Annotated in this window: 12 protein-coding genes; 11 read left to right on the top strand and 1 reads right to left on the bottom strand. The window is 62.1% G+C overall.

Features of this window, described 5'->3' with window-relative positions; genetic code table 11:
- Positions 1–82: 82 nt before the first annotated feature.
- The 7 genes from G7048_RS28160 to G7048_RS28130 all read left to right on the top strand — a co-directional run bounded on the left by G7048_RS28160 (position 83) and on the right by G7048_RS28130 (position 7,729).
- Complete coding sequence (locus G7048_RS28160; RefSeq protein WP_166071785.1) at positions 83–796, top strand: Crp/Fnr family transcriptional regulator; 714 nt, start codon at positions 83–85, stop codon at positions 794–796.
- Between the two features lie 100 nt (positions 797–896).
- Complete coding sequence (locus tag G7048_RS28155) at positions 897–1,589, top strand: DUF1971 domain-containing protein (RefSeq protein ID WP_166071784.1); 693 nt, start codon at positions 897–899, stop codon at positions 1,587–1,589.
- A 206-nt stretch (positions 1,590–1,795) separates the two neighbouring features.
- Positions 1,796–2,341: an RNA polymerase sigma factor gene (locus tag G7048_RS28150; RefSeq protein ID WP_166071783.1), complete on the top strand. Its 546-nt coding sequence runs from the start codon at positions 1,796–1,798 to the stop codon at positions 2,339–2,341.
- Positions 2,342–2,432: 91 nt separating this feature from the next.
- Positions 2,433–3,509 carry a FecR domain-containing protein gene (locus tag G7048_RS28145; protein ID WP_166071781.1) on the top strand — a complete coding sequence of 359 codons (1,077 nt, stop codon included), beginning with the start codon at positions 2,433–2,435 and terminating at the stop codon, positions 3,507–3,509.
- 89 nt (positions 3,510–3,598) lie between these two features.
- Complete coding sequence (locus G7048_RS28140; RefSeq protein ID WP_166071780.1) at positions 3,599–6,037, top strand: TonB-dependent siderophore receptor; 2,439 nt, start codon at positions 3,599–3,601, stop codon at positions 6,035–6,037.
- Positions 6,027–7,253, top strand: a complete 1,227-nt coding sequence (locus G7048_RS28135; RefSeq protein ID WP_166071779.1) for an MFS transporter — start codon at positions 6,027–6,029, stop codon at positions 7,251–7,253. The genes G7048_RS28140 and G7048_RS28135 overlap by 11 nt, the downstream gene beginning before the upstream one ends.
- A 41-nt stretch (positions 7,254–7,294) precedes the next feature.
- Entirely contained in the window at positions 7,295–7,729 is a 435-nt protein-coding gene (locus G7048_RS28130; RefSeq protein WP_166071778.1) for a hypothetical protein, read from the top strand.
- Positions 7,730–7,863: 134 nt separating this feature from the next.
- Here the strand turns inward: G7048_RS28130 and G7048_RS28125 are convergent, their stop codons facing one another.
- Positions 7,864–8,799 (bottom strand): LysR family transcriptional regulator, encoded by a 936-nt coding sequence (locus G7048_RS28125; RefSeq protein ID WP_166071777.1) that lies wholly within the window; start codon positions 8,797–8,799, stop codon positions 7,864–7,866.
- 212 nt (positions 8,800–9,011) lie between these two features.
- Here G7048_RS28125 and G7048_RS28120 point away from each other — a divergent pair, with 212 nt between their 5' ends.
- Genes G7048_RS28120 through G7048_RS28105 form a run of 4 tightly spaced genes read left to right on the top strand, consistent with a single transcriptional unit; the run spans position 9,012 to position 15,545 of the window.
- Positions 9,012–10,688: a DUF1302 domain-containing protein gene (locus G7048_RS28120; protein WP_166071776.1), complete on the top strand. Its 1,677-nt coding sequence runs from the start codon at positions 9,012–9,014 to the stop codon at positions 10,686–10,688.
- A 21-nt stretch (positions 10,689–10,709) separates the two neighbouring features.
- The gene (locus tag G7048_RS28115; RefSeq protein WP_166071775.1) at positions 10,710–12,059 is read left to right on the top strand and encodes a DUF1329 domain-containing protein; all 1,350 of its coding nucleotides are present in this window, start codon (positions 10,710–10,712) and stop codon (positions 12,057–12,059) included.
- Positions 12,060–12,063: 4 nt separating this feature from the next.
- The gene (locus tag G7048_RS28110; protein WP_240933394.1) at positions 12,064–13,140 is read left to right on the top strand and encodes a hypothetical protein; all 1,077 of its coding nucleotides are present in this window, start codon (positions 12,064–12,066) and stop codon (positions 13,138–13,140) included.
- On the top strand, positions 13,137–15,545 hold the full coding sequence (locus tag G7048_RS28105) for an RND family transporter (RefSeq protein ID WP_166071774.1): 2,409 nt from the start codon (positions 13,137–13,139) through the stop codon (positions 15,543–15,545). The genes G7048_RS28110 and G7048_RS28105 overlap by 4 nt, the downstream gene beginning before the upstream one ends.
- Positions 15,546–15,583 lie beyond the last annotated feature (38 nt).

Raw genomic sequence — 15,583 nt, 5'->3', positions numbered from 1 at the left:
GCGATTTGTCCGACTTGAGCGGGCTTGTACTTGAGAATTGTTATCATTCACCAATGATTGCCGCAACCCCCTGATTGATCCAATGACAAAAGTCAATTCGCTAGATTGGCCAGACATTGCCGCGCAGCAATTGGGAACGCTGCCGCTGTTTGCGGACGTGCGCACGGAACAGTTGCGCCAATTGGCCCAGAACGTCACGCCGCTCGAACTGGGTGCGGATGAATTTCTCTTTCATGAAGGTGCCGAGGCCGAGTGGTACTACCTCGTGGTGAAGGGCTCGGTGGAAGTCTTGCGCTACGGGCTGGACGGGGAGGAGCGGGTCTTCAATGCATTCGGCATGGGGCGTTTGGTGGCGATCGCCGCCATGTTCATGCAGCACGGGCGCTATCCCATGCATGCCCGCGCGCGTGGCGAGACGGTGTGCCTGCGTCTGGAGCGCAAGCCGCTCGGCGAACTCTGCCTTCAGGCTCCACAGGTGGCGCTCAAGCTGCTCAACCTGCTGAGCTCCACGGTCTACCAGCATGTCAACGAAGTGGAGTGGCTCACGGCAAGCTCCGCGCCGCAACGGCTGGCGCTGTATCTGCTGCGTTTGAGCGAGGAGCAGGGCGACGACGTGACGCTTCCGCTGAGCCAGCGGCAACTGGCCTCGCGCCTGGGTGTGCGGGCGGAAACCTTGAGCCGCCTGTTCGCCGACTGGCAGGCGCGCGGCTATGTGGAAGGTCGTGGGCGCGAATGGGGTCTGCGTGATCGCCCGTTTCTGCGCCAACTCACCCACGCCGCTGCACGAGCGTTCTAGTCCAGCCCGAGACGCCGGGTGGACAGCGTGTCCGTCTTGACATTTGTCATTGGCTTGTGAGCCGCCACTCACCAAGAATGCGTGCTTCCGAAGGACACGCATGCAACAGACGACACCCGCCGATCCCGCCATCACCGTGGATCACATCCACCAACTGGTTCATCACTTCTACGCCCGGGTTCGCAAGGACCCCTTGCTTGCGCCGATCTTCAACGGGCATATCCGCGATTGGGATGCGCACCTGCAGACACTGGTGGATTTCTGGGCCTGGCTGGTGCTGCGCCAGAACGGCTTCGAGGGCGAACCCATGCCCAAACATGCCCGTCTGCCGGGGCTGACCTGGCGGCATTTCGAGCAATGGCTGATGCTGTTCGGCGAGACCACCTCCGAGCTGGGCCCGCCCGAACTCAAGGCCATGGTCGATCCCATGGCGCAACGCATTGCGGCGCGGCTGTGGGAGCACTATCGGAGCCAGGAGCGTTCTGAAGACGAGTGCTGGCAGACCGAGATCCCTTCGGATCTGGCGGTGTACAAAAGCTCGCCGGTGTTCACCCACGACAAGCTTCCGGCTGCCCTGCGCAACACCCACAGCACCAAGGCCGGAGCCTGGGGGCTGGTGCGCATGCTGAGCGGCAGTCTGGTCTTCACGCTCGACGAGGAACCCCCGCGCACGATTCTGCTGGAGGCGGGCATGCAATTGCTGGTTCAGCCACAGGCTCCGCACCATGTCGAATTCGTGTCGGAGGGTGCGTTCCAGATCGATTTCTGCGCGCGCGAGTCGAGCTTCGAATGAGCGCTGCGGGTGGAGTCTTCAACTGCTTGCCGCTTGCGGAATGTGCAAACGAACAAGTGCCGGGTGGTGCGGACAGGGCGTTTCGAAGAGATGGGTTGCATATCATGGATAATGAGAATTATTCCCAATTAAGCCGCTTCAGCCGAAAGTGACCAAAAAGGCTTGGCGGGCAGAACCTTTTTCATCCACCTTGCGCCCCGTCACTTGTGTTCGAACGCTACTACAGAGAACTGCTTGGCTTTCTCGCACACAAGGTGCGGGATCGCGATGTGGCGTCCGATCTGACCCAGGAGAGCTTTGCGCGCGTGTATGCAGCGGAACGTTCGGGCACGAGCGTGCAGGACCCGCGCGCCTTGCTGTATCGGACGGCCCGCAATCTGCTCACCGATCGTTATCGGCGCGCGCAGTCCAGTGGTCGCGCCATCGATCCTGATGCCGAAGACAATGCGGTCGAGCCGGATGAGCATGCCGGACCAGATATGCTCGAACCCGAGAAGGCAGTCTCCTCACGCCAGCGCTTCGAATCAATCGCCGAAGTGGTGGACAGCTTGCCGCCACGTTGTCGCGAGGCCTTCATTCTGGTCAAATTCGATGGGTTGACGCACGCGGAAACGGCCGAGCGCATGGGGATTTCCATCAAGACGGTGGAAATGCAGATTCAGATTGCGCTCGATGCCTGTTGGGCGCGGGCGGATGCCCTCGACGGTGGCGCGCCGCGCCCGCGCAGTTCCAGAGGTCGACAGAAAAACTAGAAATCAAGGTATTGAACGTGTCCTTGCTCGCCCCGATTGAACGTACAGGGTTGCCTACCAGTCGTGCGTCTACATACATTAGACGGCTCTCATGACTTCGCAGATTCCTTCCTCCGCTTCGACCAACGATTTGCAGCGCTTTCGCCAGGAGGCGCTGGGCTGGTTGGTGCGCCGACGGGATGCCCAATGGAGTGCACAGGACGAGGCCAGTTTCCAGACTTGGCTGCACAGCGATCCGCTGCATGCCCAGGCCTATGCGCAAGGCGAAACGTTCTGGGGCGAGCTGGATGGCATGCCCGATGATCTGCGTGCGAGCATGCGCAGTCGGTTGGCACAGGACAAGGCCAGACTGGCTTCGGCGCGCAGCGTGCAGCAGCCGACGCGCCGACGTTTTCTGGCATGGCCGGTGGTCTCCGGAATGGCCATGGCTGGCGTGGCCGGAGTGGGCTACATGACTTGGTCACATCTTCAGGCGCAGCCAACCTCCGTGCAGGCCTTTCGCACCGAACGCGGTCAGCAGCAGAACGTGAGCTTGGCGGACGGCTCCAGCGTGCGCATGGACACCGCCACTCAACTGGAGGTGCGCTTCTATCGTCAACGCCGCGAGGTGCAGTTGATCGAAGGGCAGGCGGTGTTCGAAGTGCAGCACGACGGTCGCCCTTTCCATGTGCTGGCGGGGCTCACACGCGTCACCGTGGTCGGCACGCGGTTTTCGGTGCGCTATACGCCTGGCATGCCTGGTCATGCAGGTGTTCAGGTTGCCGTCGAGGAGGGCCGTGTGCGGGTTGCCGCGTTGGGTGTCGCTGAGGCCGAGAGAGGTGCATATGACTTGCAGGCAGGTGACTTGCTCACCGCAGGTCAGCAGATATCCACGGATGCGCAGGGCATGGTGGCGAGTCCCGTGTCTGCCGTATCTGCCGATGGCGTCGCTCCCTGGCGTGAACAGCGCGTCAGCTTTGTGGACGTGCCGCTGGCGCAAGCCTTGGCCGAAGTCGAGCGCTACCGATCGACAGGGTTGCAGGTGAGAGATCCCAAGGTGGCGGCCATGCGCTTGTCGGGCACCTTCGATCCCATGGCGATCAGCGCACTGCACAAGGCCTTGCCGCGGGTATTGCCGGTGCGTCTGCAGGAAAGAAATGGCGTGATCGAGGTGGTCCCCAGCAACTGAACAAGAATTTTTCTTGTTCGCTACAGGGTTGCGTTCGAGTGCTGCGTCTACCTCCTTAGGAATCAGTTTTTCTTTGGAGAGCGAGACACATGAATCACCGCCTTTTTCGGCCCGCGCCGCTGGCCTTGGCCTTGGCACTGGCTTTGGCTTGGAGTGCTGCGCCACTTTGTGCGCAAACGCCTCAGGCATCTCAGGCCCCCGCGACCATGGGTGCAGAGGTTCCGTTCCAACTGGAGGCCCAGCCGCTGGCGAAGGCCCTCAACCACTGGGCGCGGCAAACGCGCATGCAGCTCTTCGTGCAGCAAAGTCTGGTGGCTGGCAAGCAGGCCCCTGCTGTCAGCGGCATGTTGAGCCCACGCGCCGCGCTGGATCGCTTGCTGGCAGGCAGTGGCTTGCAGGCGCGCATCGATGGCAGCCTGGTGACGATCGAGCCGCGCCCGCAGCCCACATCCGGCGAACGCACTTTGCAGACAGTGGAAGTGACCGCGCGAGCCGACGGCGAGGTGGCCAACGGCCCGGTGCTGGGCTATGTCGCCAAGCGCAGTCTGAGTGCGACCAAGACCGACACGCCGCTGATGGAAACGCCCATGACGATCCATGTGGTGTCCAAGGAGCAGATAGAGAGCCAGGGCACGCAGCAACTGACGCAGACGCTGCGCTACACACCGGGCCTTTCGGCAGACATCCGCGGCGATACATCGCGCTTTGACATGATGGCGTTTCGCGGTATCGGCGGTGTGTCCGATACCTTTTTGTATCTGGACGGACTGCGTCTGCCGCGCGGAGCTTCGTACCTGGTGCCGCAGATCGACACCCACAGTCTGGAGCGGGTCGAGGTGCTGAAGGGCCCCGCGTCGGTGATGTACGGACAGGCCCCGCTCGGCGGCATCGTCAGCATGGTGAGCAAGCGCCCCACGCAGGAGTCGTTCAAGGAGGTGTCGGTTTCGGCGGGCAGCCACAACCGCCAGCAGATGAGCTGGGACAGCGGTGGATCATTGAACGAAGACGGCACGCTGCAATACCGGCTCACCGCATTTGCGCGCAAGTCCGACACGTCCGTGGACATGACGAAGGAAGAGCGCATCTACATCGCACCTTCGATCACTTGGAAGCCTCATGCCGATACGCAACTGACCGTGCTCGGTCTGTATCAGCATGATCCCAAGGGCGGCTTCTATGGCGTCCTGCCTTCGGCGGGCTCGATTCTTCCCAATCCCAACGGTGCCTTTCCGCGCAGTTTCTTCGATGGATCGCCGGACTACAACAAGTTCGACCGAACTCAATCCAGCCTGGGTTATGAATTCAGTCATCGCTTTGACGAGGCATGGAGTCTCAAGCAGAACCTGCGCTACTGGCATATGAAGCTCGACCAGAACCAGGTGGGCAGCACAGGCCTGCAGGCCGACCAGCACACGCTCAACCGCTATGCGCTGTGGTCCAGAGAAAAGCTCAATGCCATCAATGTGGACACGCACTTGCAAGGCAAGTTGCAAACGGGTGCGGTGGCGCATCAACTGCTGCTCGGTCTCGATCTGCAGCATGACCGTTGGCAGCAGACGCAAGGTTATGGTGCTGCACCGACGCTCGACTACCTGAACCCCGACTACCAGCAGGCCATCACCATGCCGAAGGCCTCTACCAGTCCGGACCGCACGCAAAACCTTGTGGGGTTGTATGTGCAGGATCAACTGAAGTGGGGCGGCTGGGGGCTGACGCTGGGCGTTCGTCATGACCGCGCCCGTGTGCAGAACGACAACCAACTGACCAAGTCATTCACCCAGCAGGAGCTGAGCAAGTTCACGTGGCGCGCGGGCCTGATCCACAACTTCGACAATGGCTTCGCTCCCTATGTGAGCTATGCCACGTCGTTCGACCCTTCGGTGACCGCCAACCCCTACGGCGCGCCGTTCAAGCCGACCACGGGCAAGCAGGCTGAAGTCGGAATCAAATACCAGCCGCCGGGCCACGAAGCACTGTTCACGCTTTCGGCATTCGACTTGACTCAACAGAACGTACTGACGGCCGACCCGACCTCCAGCCTGCCCAACGCACGGGTGCAGACCGGCGAGGTCAATTCGCGTGGCATCGAACTCGAAGCGCGCTTCAGCCCTGCGAGGAACCTCAACGTCATCGCGGGCCTCAGCGTGATCGATCCCGAAGTCACGCGCAGCAACGGAGCCGATCTGGGCAAGCGCCCGATCACCGTCGCCAAGAACACGGCCACCGTGTGGGCGGATTACAAGTTCACCGAAGGAGCGCTCGCTGGCTGGACGGCGGGAGCAGGCATACGCCATGTGGGATCGGCCTTTGCCGACCCCGCGAACCAGCAGCGGATTCCGGCCTATACGGTGATGGACGCGATGCTGCGTTATGACCTCCAGTATCTGGCCCCGTCCATGCGCGGAGCCATGCTGTCGTTCAACGTCACCAACATGGCCGACAAGACCTTCTTCACATGCAATGGCGTGAACTTCTGCAACTACGGCCAGGGCCGAACCTTCCTCGCGACGCTCAAATATGGCTGGTGAAAGTGCACTGAATCGCCCGTCGGATCCCAACACGCGCAGGGTGATGCTTGCCATGGGGCTGCTCTACGTGGGCTTTGGCGTCATGGCCGCCTTGCTGCAAGGCGGCTTGCCGCCGATCTTGCGCGCACGCGGTCTTTCCATGGACAAGATCGCATGGACCTTTGCGCTCTATCTGCCCATCGGCTTGTCGTTCCTCTGGGCTCCATTGGTGGACCGCTGGCGACTGCCGTTCCTGTCGCCGCGCATTGGCTGGATTGTGCTGGCGCAGTTGATCGCCGTGGCTGGATTGGTGGTGGTGGCGTTTCTGGATGGCGCATCGCCAGGCCTGTTGTTCGCAATAGGGCTGGTCATCGCCATTGCCGCTGCAACCATGGATCTGGCGCTTGACGCTCTGGCGGTGGAACTGACCAACGAGCAGCGCAAACCCATGGCGGCGTCGCTCAAGCTCGCCGCGCTGGCTTGCGGCTCCATGCTCGGCGGTGGTGTTTTTGTGGCTGCACTCCATCGTCTCGGTTGGCAGATGACCTTTGTGCTGGTGGCTGCATTCATGCTGCTTTCACTGGTGCCCGTGCTGGGCCTGTCTCCGCAGGACCGGCAACAGTCAGGCCGCCGCGCTGCGCCGGAAAAGCGCTGGTTCGCCTGCTTGCATCAGGCGCGCATGCGCAAGTACCTTGCCTTGCTGGTCGTGGCTGCTGGCGTGATGTTCCCGCTCAGCGCGCTCAATCGCGTCATGCTGGTCGACATCGGCGTGTCGCTTGATCGCATCGCCTGGCTGGTGGGAACGCTCCAGCCATTGGGGCTGCTGGCGGTTGCCTTGCTCACCACGCCGCTGATTCGCCGCTTGGGGCATCGCGGCGCATTGACGCTGATGGCCGTGGTCGGCGGTCTCTGTGTTGTGCTGCTGATGACCGGGTACCACCAGCGCTGGCAGCTTGTGGCAATCATTGGCACTGTCGGCATGTCCACCGTGGTGGGCGGACTGATGGTCATCTACTCCGCGCTCATCCTGCGCTGGTCTGAAGGGCCGAGCGCCGCCACCAACTATGCCGTGCTGTTTTGCGGCACGCGGCTTGCCGGAATTGTGGCCTCGGTGCTCGCAGGCAAGCTCGTGGCACTCATTTCCTGGCAGCCTTTCTATGCCTTGGGACTCGCCGCTTTGCTGGCATCCATCGCGTGGTTGTTGCTCAACCTTCGCAATGAATCCGTTGCCTCGTGACGGACTTCACGAACGCACTCACATCGAATGGCTTACCTGACATGACCACACCCACAACCTCCCTTCCGAACGTTGATCCCGCTCTCTTTGACACCAGCGAATGGCCGCTGGTCTATGGCCGCTTTCCCGAACTGCATGAGCCCGACCGCGTGTCGCGCATTCTTGATTCGCTGGACGGCATCCTTGCTTTGAAACAGCCTTTCGTGATGGCCTGGATCCCGCCCAGTCACGATCACGACGATGAGCCGCATGAAGACGAGAAGCGCTCCGTCCTCTGGATCAAGCAGCGCAAGGCCGACCTGCGCCAGCACTGCCGAGGCTACCTTTATGTCACTGGCGATCCGGAACTGCGCGAATTGCTCGAAGGCCGTTTGAATCAGGTCCGCAAGATGTATGGATTTGCGATGGTGGTGGTGCATGACAAGGCGGCTGCGCGTGCGCAGGCTCGGGAGTTGTTGCATCCCTCCGGAGCCTGACTCCATCAGTCGAGTGTCAATGGGTTCAAAACGGAGCCTCACCCTAAGCGGGCCGGTCGGAGGTTCGCGAGCAGCCGGATGCCGAAGACGGAGGATCGACGCCGATCACAGCCGTCGTCGCGCGCCAGTGCAGATCACTTGCGAGCAAGCGGCGAGTCAGCGGCGTCCATGTCACGCACTGCTTCATGAAAAACGCGGCGCAGCCATTCGATGCCCGGGTCGCGTGTGCGATAGCGGTGCCACTGCATGACTTGGCGCATCTCCGACAGTTCCACCGGAACGTCGCGCGCCACGAGTGGCAGGTTCTGCAATGCTTGGCGCGCGAGCCGACTGTGCACGGTAGCGATCCGCTCGGTGCCGACGACCATGGCGGGAATGGCCGAGAAGCTGAATGAGGTGACCTCGATGCGGCGTTTGAGGCCATGCTGCTTGAACAGCCAACTCTCCAGCGACGATGAGTTCATTGCTGCCGGAACCATCACGACATGGCCTGCTGCCAGGTACAAGTCCTGGGTGAGCTCAGCTTGCGCGAGTCGGCTGTCGCGCCACAGCACGCATTGGAAAGTTTCCGTGAACAGGGTTTCCGTGGGGTGGCCGGGGGTGCAGTAATCGCTTGGCATGATGAGCAGATCGACTTCCGAGCGTTCGAGCGATCGCGTGGGCTCCAGCACCTGCGCCAGCATGGCGAAGCGGATATTCGGTCCCTGTGCATGTGCACGTGCCAACAGGTGGGGGATCAATGTGGCCAACGTGAAGTCCGAGACAAAGATGCGGAACTCGCGATCGGACTGGGCGGGGATGAATTCTGGCCGGGCCGTCACCGAGCTGTCGATGCGTACCAGCACATCGCGAACCGCGTCCCGGAGCATCTCCGCGCGCGGTGTCAGCTCCATGCGCCGACCCACCTGCACCAGCAGTTCGTCGTCAAAGTAGTCCCGCAGCCTTCCCAGCGCATTGCTCATGGCCGACTGGCTGATGTGCGTGCGCTCGGCTGCCCGGCTGATGCTGGCTTCGAACAACAGCGCATCCAGCGCCACTAGCAAATTCAGGTCAAGTTTATTGAAGCGCATGGAGGCGTGACCTTACCTCAAGCCGCGCTTTGTGTAATCGGGTTAACCCTGAATGTATTCACGCCATAGATGCATGAGATGGATGCAAACCATTTTTCATGAGGCAGTCGTTTGACTAATCTCACGTCACTTGAAAGAAGAAGTGCAGTGCAGTCCACGACTGACGCTGCTCCATGTGGCCTGCAAGGCCAGTGTTACGGAGACAAAAAACTATGGCCACGATCCATTCACTTCGCCGCGTCGGCTCAACGTACAAACTGGCGACGACGGCGGTGCTAGCGCTGCTCTCCAGCGGCGGTGCCAGCGCCTTCGAGTTCGATACCGGCAATCCCGACCTGAGGGTTCGCTGGGACAACACGCTCAAATACAGCAATGCCTTCCGGCTCAAGGATCGATCGCCCGGGCTCTCGACGACCCGCCTCGGCCCCACAGGCGTGGTCGGTCCCAACAACATGAACCAGGACGACGGAGACAACAACTTCGGCAAGGGACTGGTCTCCAACCGCGTGGATGTATTGAGCGAGCTGGATGTGACCAGCCGCGATTGGGGGGGACGCATCAGCGCTGCCGCCTGGTACGACACGGTCTACAACCGCTCGAACGACAACGCCGGCATCAGCGCCAACCATGCCCCGGCCAACGAGTTCACGTCCGATACGCGTTCGCTGATGGGAAGAAAGGCCGAGCTGCTGGACGCTTTTGTGTTCGGCAAGTTCGACGTGCTCGACAAGCCCGCGACCTTGCGTTTGGGTCGTCACACGCTGCTGTGGGGCGAGAGTCTGTTTTTCGGAGCCAACGGCATTGCGGGCGGTCAGGCACCGCTGGACTTGATCAAGCTTCTGTCGGTACCGAACTCGCAGTTCAAGGAAACAGTGCGCCCCACGGGAAAACTGTCCGGTCAGGTGCAACTGTCCAGCGATGTGGCGGTCGGTGCTTATTGGAACTACGAATGGGAGAAGACGCGGCTGGTGCCCGTGGGCGCCTATCTGTCCGGCTCCGACGCGATGGGTCCCGGTGCGGAGCGCATCAACGCCGGGCCCACCGGAGCGTTCATCCGCCAAGGCGACATTCACGCCAGAGACCGTGGTCAAGGGGGCCTGCAATTGCGCTGGCGTGTCGACAGCATCGACACGGATTTCGGTTTCTATGCCACGCGTTATCACGCGACCACACCCAGCAACATCTACAACACGCTCGCCGGTGTGCCCCCCGCGCTGACCGCGAGAAGCTACCAGTGGGCCTATCACGAAGGCGTGCGCGCCTTCGGGGCGAGCTTCGCCAAGACGCTGGGTGAATGGGGGCTGGCGGGCGAGGTGTCGCTGCGCAAGAACGCGCCGCTTGCCAGCAGCGGGCAGTCCGTGATCCCGGCCATTGGGGTCGGCGTCCAATACGACAACCGGGCCAATCCCGGCTACGCGGTGGGCGAGACCGCCCATGCGCAGTTCTCCTGGCTGGCCAGCCTGGGGCCTAGCTTCATTGCGCGTGAGTCCAGTTTCATCGGGGAGATCGCCTGGAACCGCACGCTCAAGGTGACGCAGAACCCGCAGATGCTGAACCCCAACACGGACCGCGACGCGACTGCTGTCCGGATGGTCTTCGCTCCCTCGTACCGGCAGGTTCTGCCCGGACTGGATCTCACGCCCAGCATCGGCTTGGGCTACGGCTTCGGGAAGTCGTCTGCAGTCGGTCCCGGCTTTGCGGTGGACAAGGGCGGTGACGTCAATCTGGGCCTGTCGGGCGTGTACCTGGGCAAGTGGACGGCGTCACTGAACTACGTGCATTACCTGGGCAAGGAAGGCTCGACGCTGGACAACGTCAACAACGCCCAGTACCGCCAGGCGCTCAAGGACCGCAATTTTCTGAGCCTCTCGCTGCGCACCACTTTCTAAAAACATTGCTTGGAGACACCCATGACGATTCCCTTGACACCTCTTGCTGTGGTGGTTGCTGCGATGCTCGGCACCATGGCTGCGCATGCCGCTGTGACAGCCGATGAAGCCGCGAAGCTGAAGACCGAACTCACGCCATTCGGGGCGGAGCGCGCGGGCAACAAGGACGGAAGCATTCCGGCCTGGTCGGGCGGCTACACCACGCCGATGCCCGGCTTCAAGAATGGCGGCCGCCGGGGTGATCCGTTTGCTGCCGACAAGCCGCAATATTCCATCAATGCGGCCAACATGGCCCAGTACGCCGACAAACTGACCGATGGCACGCAGGCGCTGCTCAAGAAGTACCCCAGCTTCCGTGTCGATGTCTACAAGACGCTGCGCACGGCTGCCGCGCCTCAATGGGTCTACGACAACACGCTCAAGAACGCGACATCGGCCAACATGGACGGCGAGATCCTTCGAAATGCCTTCGGAGGCATCCCGTTTCCCATTCCCAAGACTGCCAAGGAGGTCATCGCCAATCATGAAATGCATTGGCGTGGCGAAGCCTGGCAGACCGATTTCCGTGGCTATCTCGGTACGGCCAATGGCCAGAGCGTGCTGTCGGTCGAAGCCATTGGCGACTTCCAGATGCCCTACTACGCCCAAGGCCAGGAGGCGAAGTACAACGGCGAGTACTGGATGATCCGCATGCTCAACTCCGGCCCTCCAGTGCGCGCGGGAGAGGCTCTGGTGGGGCGTCAGAACGTGGACCAGGACAAGACGGCGACGTGGGTCTACCTCACCGGCCAGCGCCGCGTGCGCAAGCTGCCCAATTCATGCTGTGACACGCCCACACCCGCCTCCGGCGGTGTGGCGAGTTTCGACGAAGTGGATGTGCTGACCGGCCGCACCGACCGGCACGACTGGAAGATCGTGGGCAAGCGCGAGATGCTGATTCCATACAACAGCAACCGCATGCACACGCCAGAAAAAGACAGCGACCTGCTGATGGCCAACCACCTGAATCCTGACCACGTGCGCTGGGAGCTGCACCGCGTCTGGGTGCTGGAGGCGAATCTCAAGCCGGGGCAGCGCCATCAGGCAGCCCGCTCGCGCTACTACTTCGATGAAGACACCTGGGTTGCTGTGCTGGCTGACCGTTGGGATGCGAATGGCCAATTGTGGAAAACCGTCTGGTCGCACCCCGTGGTGATGCCGGATCTGCCCGCGACGACGCCGCAGCAGCAGTGGGGTTTCAATGACCTGATCAGTGGTGCCTGGTATGCCAGTGGCGTAGTCAATGAGCGCAAGCAGCATTACCGAATCGTGCCGCGCCGAGCGGACTCGCACTTCACGGCCGAAGCCATGGCCGGGGAAGGCGTGCGCTGAGGCCATGATGTACTGTCTTCTTGCAAGCGTGCAGGCCCGTTGCGCGGGATGGGCCACGGCCGTGTGCGTCACCGCCGCAGCCACTTCGCTCGCCAGTGCTGCCGCAATCGCCGCACCCGTGGGGCCTGCTGGCGAACGCCCCGCGGCCATGGTGCAGCGGCCTGCGTCTTCGGTCCTGCTCGGCGCAGCGTCGGTCGGCAATCGCACCGTCGTCGTGGGCGAGCGTGGCATCGTGATGGTGTCGGACGATGGCGGCGGCCAATGGCGTCAGGTGGCATTGCCGACCAGCGTCACGCTGACTGCGGTGCGATTTGCGGATGCCCGCCATGTGGTGGCGGTGGGGCATGGAGGCACCGTGCTTGTCAGCGACGACGCAGGCGACTCCTGGACCCGCAGGCTCGACGGCAAGCGTCTGGCGCAGTTGGCACTCGAGGAGGCTCAGCGCAAGGGCGATCCCGCACGCATCCGTGATGCCGAACGGCTGGTGGGCGAAGGTCCGGACAAGCCTTTCCTGGATGTGCTCGTCTGGGATGCCAAGCGCTTTCTCGCCGTGGGCGCATTCGGCATCGCCTTTGCAACGGAGGATGGTGGCCAGAGCTGGACATCCTGGACGGATCGTCTGCCCAACCCCAAAGCCTTGCACCTCTATGTGGCGCGGGGCTCTGGCGAGACCGTGCTGCTTGCGGGAGAGCAGGGTTTGATGATGCGTTCCAGCGATCGCGGACAGAGCTTTCAAGCGCTCGCGAGTCCCTATCAGGGCAGTTGGTTCACAGGTGAAATCATGGGGCAGGACATCGTGCTGGCGGGCCTGCGCGGCAATATCTGGAGCAGTGGCGATGGCGGCCAGAAATGGTTGCAGATCGCGAATCAGCGACCGGCCTCCATCACGGCTTCGCTGCCGATCCACAACGCGGTGTTGCTGGCCAATCAGGCGGGTCGCGTGCTTCGGCTGCAGGGCGGTGATCTCAAGGAACTTGATGCTCCACCTCAGGCACCTTTGACAGGACTGGTCGCGTCCGGCGATCACCTGATGGTGCTGGGAGTGGCGGGCATCCAACGACTGGAAGGGCGCGCCAAATGATGCCGTCATCTTCACCTGTGCTGGACTCGGCGCGGTTCGATCCGCGTTCGGGATCATTGGTCGAGCGCGTGTTGTTCAATCACCGCTGGCTTGTGGTGGCGTTGTGCGCATTGATCACCTTGCTGCTGGGCTGGCAGGCGACACGCCTGCAACTTCAGGCCAGCTTCGAAAAGTCCATTCCCGTCAGCCATCCCTACATCGCCAACTATCTGAGCAACCAGAACGAACTCAGTGGTCTGGGCAATTCGGTGCGCATCGTTGTCGCTCAGCCCGAGGGCGACATCTACGACGCAAAGTACCTGGACACGCTGCGCCGACTCAACGACGCCATCTTCGTGTTGCCGGGCGTGGATCGCGTGGGAATGAAATCCCTGTGGACGCCTTCCACGCGCTGGTTTGGCGTGACGGAGGAGGGCCTCGAGGGAGGACCGATGATTCCCGATGGCTTCGATGGCGGAGCGTCCAGCTTGCAGCAACTCGCGGCCAACGTGGCGCGCTCCGGCGAGATCGGACAACTGGTAGCCCGCGATGCGCGCTCATCGGCCATCTTCGTTCCGCTGCTCGCCAAAGACGCCCAGGGACGTGCGATCGACTATGCGCAACTGTCGGACCAACTGGAAGCGCTGCGCGGAAAGTTCGAGTCCGAGGGCGTGCGAGTCCACATCACGGGCTTCGCCAAGATCGTGGGCGACCTGATCGATGGCGTGCGCGCGGTTCTGGTGTTCTTTGCCATTGCCGTGCTCATCGCCACAGCCATGGTGTTCTGGTACACGCGCTGCATTCGATCCACGGTGCTGGTGGTGCTGGCATCGCTGGTGGCGGTGGTCTGGCAACTGGGGCTGTTGCCGCTGCTGGGCTTTGCGCTCGATCCTTACTCCATCCTCGTGCCCTTCCTCGTGTTCGCCATCGGCATGAGCCACGGTGCGCAGAAGATGAACGGGATCATGCAGGACATTGGCCGCGGTGCGCCCAAACTGGTGGCTGCGCGCTTCACCTTCCGTCGCCTGTTTCTGGCCGGTCTCACGGCGCTGGTGGCCGATGCAGTGGGTTTTGCCGTGCTGCTGGTGATCGACATCCAGTCCATCCGTGAGTTGGCGATTGCTGCCTCGCTGGGTGTCGGCGTGTTGATCTTCACCAATCTGATTTTGCTGCCCATTTTGCTGAGCTACACCGGCGTGAGCGCCAAGGCTGCCGCACGCAGTCTGCGTGACGAGAATGCCAGCCTCCCCGCAGCGCAAGGCGGACGCCTGTGGCGCGTGTTGACCCGTTTCACCGAGAAGCGCTGGGCAACGGTCACGGTCATGGTGGGACTGCTGCTGGGCATCGGTGGTTTTGCTGCCAGCACGCAATTGAAGATCGGCGATCTCGATCCGGGCGCACCGGAGCTGCGCGCCGACAGTCGCTACAACCGTGACGTGGCGTACGTCAACGCAGCCTACGGTGCCTCCAGCGATGTATTGGCCGTGATGGTCCGCACACCGCCCGGTCAGTGCTCCCATTACGACACGCTCAACAAGGTCGATTCGCTGGAGTGGCAGTTGCGGCAATTGAAGGGTGTGGAGTCCACCAACACGCTGGCGCTGCTCAATCGCCGGGTGCTGTCGGGCCTCAACGAGGGCAACCCCAAGTGGTATGAATTCATTGCCAACCAGGACATGCTGAACACGGCCACTGCGAGCGCCCCGCGCGGTCTGTACAACGATGCCTGCTCGCTGCTCACGGTCTATGCCTACCTGCGCGACCACAAGGCGGACACGCTGGCGGGCGTGGTGGCCCATGTGGAGCAGTTTGCGTCGGAGAACAACAGCGCCCAGGCCGAGTTTCTGCTGGCGGCAGGTTCGGCGGGCATCGAGGCAGCCACCAACATCGTCGTCAAGGATGCGTGGCGAAAGATGCTGTTCCTGGTCTACGGCGCCGTGGTGATTCTGTGTCTGGTGACATTCCGCTCGTGGAGGGCGGTGGTGGTGGCTGTGTTGCCTCTGGTCGTCACATCGTTCCTGGCCGAAGCCCTCATGGTGGGATTGGGCATGGGCGTGAAGGTCGCCACGCTGCCAGTCATCGCGCTCGGAGTGGGCATTGGCGTGGACTACGCGTTGTACATCCTGTCGGTCACGCTGGCAGAGCTGCGTCAGGGCAAGAGTCTGGCGGCCGCGTATCACCGCGCGCTGCTGTTCACCGGCAAGGTCGTGATGCTGACGGGGGTGACGCTGGCCATCGGTGTCATCACCTGGGTGGGCAGTCCCATCAAGTTTCAGGCCGACATGGGTTTGCTGCTCGCATTCATGTTCCTGTGGAACATGCTCGGCGCGCTCATTTTGCTGCCGGCGCTGGCGCATTTCCTGTTGAAACCCGCTGCGGTGGAACGCGTTGTCGTGGAGACAGGCGCAACGCCAGCGCTTGCATGAAGGAGCTCACGATGTCCATTCCCACAGACGCTAGGGCC

Source organism: Diaphorobacter sp. HDW4B, assembly GCF_011305535.1.
GTDB lineage: Bacteria > Pseudomonadota > Gammaproteobacteria > Burkholderiales > Burkholderiaceae_C > Diaphorobacter_A.
The sequence above is the reverse complement of the archived record's forward strand: the minus strand, read 5'-3'. Positions and strand labels throughout refer to the sequence as shown.

Bases quoted from the DNA above. Each gene is read 5' to 3' on its own strand.
- G7048_RS28160 (WP_166071785.1), top strand. From the start codon at position 83: ATGACAAAAGTCAATTCGCTAGATTGGCCAGACATTGCCGCGCAGCAA.
- G7048_RS28155 (WP_166071784.1), top strand. From the start codon at position 897: ATGCAACAGACGACACCCGCCGATCCCGCCATCACCGTGGATCACATC.
- G7048_RS28145 (WP_166071781.1), top strand. From the start codon at position 2,433: ATGACTTCGCAGATTCCTTCCTCCGCTTCGACCAACGATTTGCAGCGC.
- G7048_RS28140 (WP_166071780.1), top strand. From the start codon at position 3,599: ATGAATCACCGCCTTTTTCGGCCCGCGCCGCTGGCCTTGGCCTTGGCA.
- G7048_RS28135 (WP_166071779.1), top strand. From the start codon at position 6,027: ATGGCTGGTGAAAGTGCACTGAATCGCCCGTCGGATCCCAACACGCGC.
- G7048_RS28130 (WP_166071778.1), top strand. From the start codon at position 7,295: ATGACCACACCCACAACCTCCCTTCCGAACGTTGATCCCGCTCTCTTT.
- G7048_RS28125 (WP_166071777.1), bottom strand. From the start codon at position 8,799: ATGCGCTTCAATAAACTTGACCTGAATTTGCTAGTGGCGCTGGATGCG.
- G7048_RS28120 (WP_166071776.1), top strand. From the start codon at position 9,012: ATGGCCACGATCCATTCACTTCGCCGCGTCGGCTCAACGTACAAACTG.
- G7048_RS28115 (WP_166071775.1), top strand. From the start codon at position 10,710: ATGACGATTCCCTTGACACCTCTTGCTGTGGTGGTTGCTGCGATGCTC.
- G7048_RS28110 (WP_240933394.1), top strand. From the start codon at position 12,064: ATGATGTACTGTCTTCTTGCAAGCGTGCAGGCCCGTTGCGCGGGATGG.
- G7048_RS28105 (WP_166071774.1), top strand. From the start codon at position 13,137: ATGATGCCGTCATCTTCACCTGTGCTGGACTCGGCGCGGTTCGATCCG.